The organism is Mitsuaria sp. TWR114, assembly GCF_007997345.1.
Map to the genome: position 1 here is coordinate 1 of NZ_VOSR01000797.1, position 547 is coordinate 547.

A 547-nucleotide genomic window follows, 5' to 3' on the forward strand; every position below is an offset into this window, starting at 1 on the left:
GATCACCGCCATGCCGAAGAAGATCGGCCGCGCCACCTGCAGCGTCGCGACGATCGCGTCGCGCGGCGTCAGTGGCCGGTCGGCGGCCTGCTCGCGCCGGCGCAGCAGGTGCTCGACGACCACGACGGCGCCGTCCACGAGGATGCCGAAGTCGATCGCGCCCAGCGACAGCAGGTTGGCCGGCACATGGGCGTGGTGCATGAAGATGAAGGCCGCCAGCAGTGCCAGCGGGATGGTGACGGCCACGACCAGCGCCGCGCGTGGACTGCCGAGGAAGAGCAGCAGCACCAGCGTGACGACGACCATGCCTTCCACCAGGGTGTGGCCGACGGTGTGGGCCGTCGCCTCGATCAGCGTGGCGCGGTCGAGGTAGGGCACGACCTTGACGTCGCCCGGCAGCAGCGCGGTGTTGAGCTCGTCGACGGCCGCATGCAGGCCGTCGAGCGTGCGCGACGGGTTGGTGTCCTTGAGCAGCAGCACGATGCCCTCGATCGTGTCGCCGTCGGTGTCCTTGCCCAGGATGCCGCGGCGCTCGACCTCGCCCAGG

The 547-nt window shown here is 70.7% G+C and carries 1 protein-coding gene; it reads right to left on the reverse strand.

Features of this window, described 5'->3' with window-relative positions:
• Window positions 1-547, reverse strand: a 547-nt coding sequence (locus tag FUT87_RS24310) for an efflux RND transporter permease subunit (RefSeq protein ID WP_147242657.1), incomplete at both ends; no start/stop codon positions are given.